This window comes from Mucilaginibacter sp. (assembly GCF_039935595.1).
Lineage (GTDB): Bacteria > Bacteroidota > Bacteroidia > Sphingobacteriales > Sphingobacteriaceae > Mucilaginibacter.
This window is the reverse complement of sequence record NZ_JBDTJZ010000033.1, coordinates 1-7,388: the sequence shown is the minus strand read 5'-3', so window position 1 is coordinate 7,388 and position 7,388 is coordinate 1. Positions and strand designations below refer to the sequence as shown.

General features: G+C 41.8%; 8 protein-coding genes. 6 read left to right on the top strand and 2 right to left on the bottom strand.

Annotation, left to right across the window (positions count from 1 at the left end; translation table 11 throughout):
- On the bottom strand, nucleotides 1-461 hold a 461-nt coding region (locus ABI367_RS01970; RefSeq protein ID WP_462231669.1), incomplete at its 3' end, for a hypothetical protein.
- Between the two features lie 114 nt (nucleotides 462-575).
- Between ABI367_RS01970 and rpsF the strand changes: the two genes are divergently transcribed.
- From rpsF to ABI367_RS01940, 6 genes are all read left to right on the top strand, one after another.
- Complete coding sequence (rpsF, locus tag ABI367_RS01965; RefSeq protein WP_462231667.1) at nucleotides 576-944, top strand: 30S ribosomal protein S6; 369 nt, start codon at nucleotides 576-578, stop codon at nucleotides 942-944.
- The gene (gene rpsR, locus ABI367_RS01960) at nucleotides 944-1,207 is read left to right on the top strand and encodes a 30S ribosomal protein S18 (RefSeq protein WP_067054791.1); all 264 of its coding nucleotides are present in this window, start codon (nucleotides 944-946) and stop codon (nucleotides 1,205-1,207) included. The genes rpsF and rpsR overlap by 1 nt, the downstream gene beginning before the upstream one ends.
- Nucleotides 1,208-1,225: 18 nt before the next feature.
- Nucleotides 1,226-1,669 (top strand): 50S ribosomal protein L9, encoded by a 444-nt coding sequence (rplI, locus tag ABI367_RS01955; protein WP_462231665.1) that lies wholly within the window; start codon nucleotides 1,226-1,228, stop codon nucleotides 1,667-1,669.
- 233 nt (nucleotides 1,670-1,902) lie between these two features.
- Nucleotides 1,903-2,592: a monofunctional biosynthetic peptidoglycan transglycosylase gene (gene mtgA / locus ABI367_RS01950; protein WP_462231663.1), complete on the top strand. Its 690-nt coding sequence runs from the start codon at nucleotides 1,903-1,905 to the stop codon at nucleotides 2,590-2,592.
- Between the two features lie 60 nt (nucleotides 2,593-2,652).
- Nucleotides 2,653-4,002 (top strand): GntP family permease, encoded by a 1,350-nt coding sequence (locus tag ABI367_RS01945; protein ID WP_462231661.1) that lies wholly within the window; start codon nucleotides 2,653-2,655, stop codon nucleotides 4,000-4,002.
- Nucleotides 4,003-4,233: 231 nt separating this feature from the next.
- The gene (locus ABI367_RS01940; RefSeq protein ID WP_462231659.1) at nucleotides 4,234-5,361 is read left to right on the top strand and encodes a glycerate kinase; all 1,128 of its coding nucleotides are present in this window, start codon (nucleotides 4,234-4,236) and stop codon (nucleotides 5,359-5,361) included.
- Nucleotides 5,362-5,390: 29 nt separating this feature from the next.
- Here the strand turns inward: ABI367_RS01940 and ABI367_RS01935 are convergent, their stop codons facing one another.
- Nucleotides 5,391-6,842, bottom strand: a complete 1,452-nt coding sequence (locus tag ABI367_RS01935; RefSeq protein WP_462231657.1) for an ATP-binding protein — start codon at nucleotides 6,840-6,842, stop codon at nucleotides 5,391-5,393.
- Nucleotides 6,843-7,388: the final 546 nt, after the last annotated feature.

The window sequence follows — 7,388 nt, the reverse complement described above, 5'->3', positions numbered from 1 at the left end:
GTCAATTCCAGTTGAAAATCATAATTCCAAGAAATGATTTTTATGTTGTCGGGGACTTTGGTTCTGGATTTCAAAATTGATGCCCAAAAATTATCATATCGAACATCAGGTAAATTTTTTCTTTGCTCCAATGTGAAATAAAGCGATAATACGTTTTTGAGTTTAACATACTCGTCATTTTTACCAGCTATTTGAAGCTTTCTCGCATACGTATCTACGCTGAAATTTTTTCCTGTATTACAAATGCTTTTTAACCATACTAAGTCTGCAACAATTTTTTTTCTTTCATCGTCTTTTTCATTGACAATTGACTCCCCAGCAACAGTGAATGAAGGATATATTTTAAGGTGTTCGGTATTAAACCAGGCAATTGTTTCTCCCATTCTATCGAACATTTCACTAACAGTGGGTATTGAATTGTAACTTGCACCTGCTCCTAATAAAAATGTAATTTCTGCCATATAATTTTTTGTCCTATAGGTAATAAATATATAAATTTATTTTTACTACATTTGCAGCCCGTTTATCCCGATAGCTATCGGGACGGTAAATAATTAAAAATCAAAGTATAACAAATGCAACAGTACGAAATCGTTATCGTTCTAACCCCGTTGTTATCAGAAGAGACTGCTAAAGAGGCAATTGCCAAATACAGCAAAACCTTAACTGATGGCGGAGCCGAAATTGTCCAGGAGGATAATTGGGGTTTGAGAAAACTAGCGTACCCTATTCAAAAAAAGACTACAGGGTACTATCACTTAACCGAATTTAAGGCTCCGGGTGAATTAATCAATAAACTGGAGATTGAATTGAGGCGTGATGAACGCGTACTTCGTTTCCTGACTATAGCGTTAGATAAACACGCCGTAGCTTACAATGACAAAAAACGCACAGGCGCTTTCAACAAACCGAAAGTAGCTAAGGCAGAAGGGGCAGCGAACTAATGGCAAATGATCAAATAAAATACGTTACCGCTCCAAAAGTGGAGGATAACCGTAAAAAATATTGCCGTTTTAAAAAGAACGGTATTAAATATATCGATTACAAAGACGCTAACTTTTTATTAAAGTTCATTAACGATCAGGGTAAAGTATTACCTCGCCGTTTAACCGGTACTTCATTAAAATTTCAGCGTAAAGTGGCACAAGCTGTTAAACGTGCGCGCCACATCGGTTTATTACCTTATGTTACTGATTCATTAAAATAAACAGGAGGAAAAGAAACCATGGAAGTTATTTTAAAACAAGACATCAAACACCTGGGTGATAAAGACGATATCGTAACCGTTAAACCAGGTTATGGCCGTAATTTCCTTTTCCCTAAAGGATACGCCATATTAGCTACTGAGTCTGCACGTAAAGTTTTAGCAGAAAACTTAAAACAAGCTCAGTTTAAACAAGAAAAAATACGCAAGGATGCTGACGCGATAGCTGCCCGTTTAGAAGGTGTAAAACTTACTATTGGCGCTAAAGCTGGCGAAACCGGTAAAATTTTCGGTGCCATCAACACTATCCAAGTTGCTGATGCATTGAAGAAAGAAGGCTTTGACGTTGACCGTCGTCGTATTACTTTTGATCAGGAGCCTAAATTTGTTGGTGAATACACCGCGATAGTTAACTTACACAAAGAAGTTAAGGTTCAAGTTCCTTTTGAAGTAGTAGCTGAGTAATTTCGGATATCGGATTTTCGATTTCGAATTTAGATATAAAGGTGTTTCGCAATTGCGGGACACCTTTTTTGTTTAATACCGGCCTTGTCATGCTGAGCCCCGTCGAAGCATGCGCGTGCAGGCCATAGCACGCACCCTTCGATAAACTCAGGGTGACACCACTCCTTGCTCACGGAAAAATAAATCCGAAATCCAAAATCCGACATTCGAAATAAAACAATAATTTAGATGCCATGAATGGTGTCTGGAAACTCGTCCTTCGCGTTGTAAAATTAGTGGTACTGCTTTTTGTGGGCATTTCTATTTTATGGGTATTGCTGTACCGTTTTGTACATCCGCCAGTAACCTGGCTTATGGTAACCCGTGGCTTTGAGCGCAAGGCCGATGGTAAGGACTGGAAGATTGATAAACAATGGGTACCTTTTGACGAGATATCCGACGGCATGAAACGCGCCGCCGTAGCTGCCGAGGACCAGAAATTCCTGGACCATTTTGGCTTCGACTTCCAGGCTATGGAACGTGCCATTGATAAAAACGCGCATAGCAATAAGCTGATTGGCGGCAGCACCATATCGCAGCAAACAGCTAAAAACGTTTTTTTATGGCCGGGCCGCTCCTACGTGCGTAAAGCCTTTGAGGCTTACTTTACCATGCTGATAGAGATCTTCTGGAGCAAAAAACGCATTATGGAAGTGTACCTTAATGAGATAGAAATGGGCGACGGCATTTACGGCGTACAAGCCGCGGCACAGGCTTATTACCACAAAGATGCCTCGCAATTAACGCGCAAAGAGGCGGCAGCCATAGCGTCTATATTTCCTGACCCGCTAAAATGGTCGCCCACTAATCCGAGTAATTACGTTAGGCACAGGCAGTACCTGATATTAAAGAATATGAGAAGATTAGGGCCGTTAGATTTTTAAACCGTCCGACTACCCGTCTATCATAGGATGACAATTAAGTTTTAAATCATATATAAACCGATGAACCCTACCCTTGTTCCGCATGCTTCCCTCCTGCAGGTATTGATTTTCCTGCTGGCCGGTATCGCGCTTATAGTGTTGCTAACGTCCAAATACCGGGTACATGCGTTTTTCGCGCTGCTGATAGCTTGCTTTGTGGTGGGGCTTGGTGTACAAATGCCGGTTGATACCGTTATAGCCACCATTAAAGATGGCTTTGGCAGCATCATGAAATCGTTAGGGTTTATTATTGTGTTGGGTACTACCCTGGGGGTTTTGTTAGAATATACAGGTGCCACGCAGGTTATGGCCACCTATATTATGCACAAGGTTGGCCAAAAACGCTCGGCGCTGGCCATGAGTTTAACCGGCTTTATTGTTGGCCTGCCCATTTTTTGCGACTCGGGATATATTGTTTTAAGCGGGTTAAATAAATCATTAGCCAAACGCACGCATACACCTATGGTGGTTATGGCGGTATCGTTAGCCACCGGACTTTACGCGGTACATTGTTTTATCCCGCCCCATCCCGGCGCATCCGCAGCGGCAACCCTAATTGGGGTTGATTTTGGCAAACTGATATTGGTAGGTATTGCCATGGCCATACCGGCAGCGGCGACGGGGTATTTATGGGCCAATTATATGGGCAACAAGCTGCCGAATGTAGTAGAGCACGAAGACGTCATCGTTCAGCAGCATATACAGTTACCATCGGTTACCCGGTCGTTTTTGCCGGTTATAGTGCCTATATTATTAATATCGCTGAAATCATTTTTGGTGATCGATCCCGCTTTTTCCAATGAATGGTTAACCATGCTCCTTTCTCTGGGTGACCCGGTTTTAGCTTTGGCGGTTGGCGTTATATTGGCCTTTAACTGCAAGCGCCATTGGGATAAAAGCAGCCTAAGTAAATTGATGCAGGAGGGCGTTGAAAAGGCCGGCGGTATATTGGTTATTATTGGCGCGGGCGGCGCTTTTGGCGCGGTGCTTGCCGCCACCAAATTAGGTGACAGGCTGGGCGAAGCATTGGCGCTTAACAGTATGGGCATATTCTTCCCGTTCCTGATAACCTTTGTGTTAAAAACGGCGCAGGGTTCGTCAACCGTGGCTATCATAACCGCGGCATCCATTGTTGCGCCTTTACTGCCTGCCCTGGGCCTGGCTACACCCAACGGGCATTTATTAACCGTTTTGGCTATGGGCGCAGGCTCCATGATGATATCACATGCCAACGATGCTTATTTTTGGGTGATAGCCAAATTTTCAGGTCTTGAGCTTAAAGCCATGTTAAAGGTATATTCGGTAGCTACTATATTAATGGGGTTAACTTCGTTAGCCATGGTATTTATTTTATCCCATATATTAGCCTGATGCTAATTATTTGGCTAAAGCCATTTTATAAATTTATTTTTATCCGTCCCATAAATGGGACGGCAATGAATTAAAAAGATAATCTTATCCGTTGCCTTCAGCCAACGGATAAGGTATCCCATAAATGGCGATGGCAATGAATTAAAAAGGTAATCATTGCCGTTGGCTTCAGCCAACGGATAAGGTTAAAAACAATATGGCTTTAGCCTAAATAGAAATTGCGATACAACTATGCATATCCTCATTGCCCCCAACGCTTTTAAAAATAGCCTGTCTGCCCAGGCGGCGGCCCATGCCCTGCAACGCGGTTTGTTGGAAAGCGCGCTCGATTGCACCACCGAGTGTTTCCCTATTGCGGATGGCGGCGACGGCACCGCCGAACTCATTATGAAAAAACGCAACGGTACATTTACTAACGTTACGGTCAATGATCCTTTAGGCAGGCCATTACATACTTCGTTCGGGTTGATTGATGATGGGCGCACGGCTGTTATTGAAATGGCCAATGCCTCGGGTTTGCGGTTGTTAAAGCCTGATGAATTGAACCCTATGCAAACCAGCACCTACGGCACCGGGCAGATGATGCAGATAGCTTTAGACAAAGGCGTTGACAAGATCATACTGGCTATGGGCGGCTCGGCTACCGTTGACGGCGGTTGCGGCATATTGAGCGCTTTGGGCGTGCAGTTTTTGGACCGGCATGGCAACGCCTTACGGCCCAACCCCGCCAGCCTTATGCAGCTGGATACTATTGATACCGCTAAGCTGGATGTACGCATACTGGAAACCGAGATCGTGGTGATTTGTGATGTGGATAACCGCTTGCTGGGCGATCAGGGCGCGGCGGCGGTATTTGGACCGCAAAAGGGTGCCTCGGCGGGGGATGTGGTGCAGTTGGAAACGTTTTTATCCCGGTTTAATGCGATAACGTTGCAGCAGTTTGGCAAGGACATGGCCGCGCTGAAATATGGCGGCGCTGCCGGAGGCTCCACCGCGGGTATACACACCTTTTTAAACGCCCAACTGGTGAACGGTATTGATTACTTTTTAAAGCTTACCGGCTTTGAAGCCGCCCTGCAAAAAGCGGATGTGGTAATAACCGGCGAAGGCAGCATTGACGAGCAAACCCTGCAAGGCAAAGGCCCGTTTGGTGTTGCGCAAATGGCCAAAAGCCGCAACATACCCGTTATTGGTGTTGCGGGCAAGATACTCCTACACCAAAGCGCAGAACTGCGCCAATATTTTAATGTACTATTAGCTATAGGCAATGAACCTACAGACCTGGCAACCGCGCTTCAAAACACTACCGATAATTTGGTACGGATGGGTAGGGAAATTGGCGGATTGCTGGCGATATAGCCGCTCTGTTTTTGTTACAAGCGCGGTATCTAAAATAACCCTGCTTTTTTATTTTCAATACTATTATATCCAACTATGTAGGTATAAACCGAACTTGGCACAAACATTATCTCAATATCATTAACAAGTTTTACCCCCTCTTTATCAATTGTAGTTACAATAGCATTCTTAAGTCCATTTTTCCCACAAAAATATAATAGGGCCTTTAATTCATCGTATGGATTTTCAATAGCACGATTAGACCATTTTATTTCAACAGCCCATATTGGCTTTAGTCGTTTCTCGTCAAGCGCAACTAAATCGACTTCTCCATCTTTCCATCTTGCATACCAAGGCGTAAAATATATTCTATGTATCCATTGGGCGAATATTGCAGTTTCGACCATGTGCGGAAACGCATCATCAGTAGCTACTAATGGGGAAAAAAGGGCACTTCTAAGAGAAGGATTGGTCAAATAAACCTTATAATTCGTTTGGCGTTTGAATTTTTTTGCGCAATCGTCAATTTTACTAACCGACTTAATCAAAAAGGCAGCTTCTAAATATTCTAGATATTTTTTTAATGTGAGTTTATTTACACCACTGGTTGTGGATAAACTTTCTAGTGACAATTCATTACCACAATAGTAAACCAAAGTGGTAAAAAAGGTATTCAGTTCTTGCACGTTAGCTATTCCGTACAAGCTTGGTAAATCCCTAAGAAGCACCTTGTCTATAATATCGCTTTTAATATACCTCCCTACGTTTGACTGTATCTTTTCAGAAAATATAACCTCTGGGTAACCTCCATAGTTTATATAATCAATAAAGTGTTTATTTAATTCTTGAATATTGTTAGTGGTAAACCATTCACTTGTTTTACCCCTCCAAACAATTTTTGTTTTAACAATTAAGTGATTGAGCTCTTTGAGATGAATATATTCATGGAACGTCAATGGAGGTAATAGGAAATCCGTAAATCTACCAGCACCGCTTTCAGAACTTTTCAGCTTTAAAGCAGCAGCAGCAGAACCCGATACAATAAATTTAGTATTTGGATAGCTATCCACCAAAACCTTTAAATGAATTTCCCAATTTGTTAAATACTGTATCTCATCGAAAAACACGTAATATCCATCTGGATTATCAAAACCACTTGCAGATCTTGCCAGTGCAAAGAGCTCTTCTAATGCCATACCAAAATATAGGGGATTTTCAATGTTTATAAAGCAAATCCTACTTCTATCAACAATGTTTTTTGTCAGCAACTTGCTAATTGCATGATACATCATTACAGTCTTGCCCACCCTTCTTGGCCCCATTAGTACAACCGCTCTTCTTGGTTCTTTTTCCTCAACCAATGGATAAAACAGGTCAAAGTATAACCTTGACTTCATTGTTTTATATTGCGTTTCTATCTCATTGTCTACCCACCATGGATTTTCATAGCGAATTCTATTTAACTTTAGTTCGTTAGAAATAGGTTTTAACTTGATACTCATATCATTACATATTAACAATAAACAAATATACTTATTTTATTAATAAATGTCAAATAAGAATATTTAATTATTATTATTTGACATAATTGAAACTTACCCCGCTGGTCGAAGTTTAGCTACAGCGTAACTTCACACCGCTACCGCAAGCGTTTTATATAAAAAAACAGGCAAAAATCATGGTTAACACATTTTTGCCCGATTTTTTTTTAATTTGTTGATTGTTAATAAATTAACTCATTTTTTTACCGAAATGTGTTAAATTGTGTTAACCCTCCTTTTACCAAAAAAATGCGCCCCTAAACTTAGGCCAGCGGGGTATTAACTCACCTCCGAAGGAGTCCTACGGACCGGGCAACCGCAATGAAGCTAAGCCACAATAATGTTTTTTAAATGACAGCATCGTCCGCTCATAGCCGCGGGGGCCTAGTTCTTTTTCCTTAGAGTGGCTGTTGCGCAACGATCTGCTCAAAAGCGTTATTTTATTTGATTTATTTACGTCAGTTTAGGCAGATGAACAAGGAAGGGAATTATATTCAGAAGGTCTTT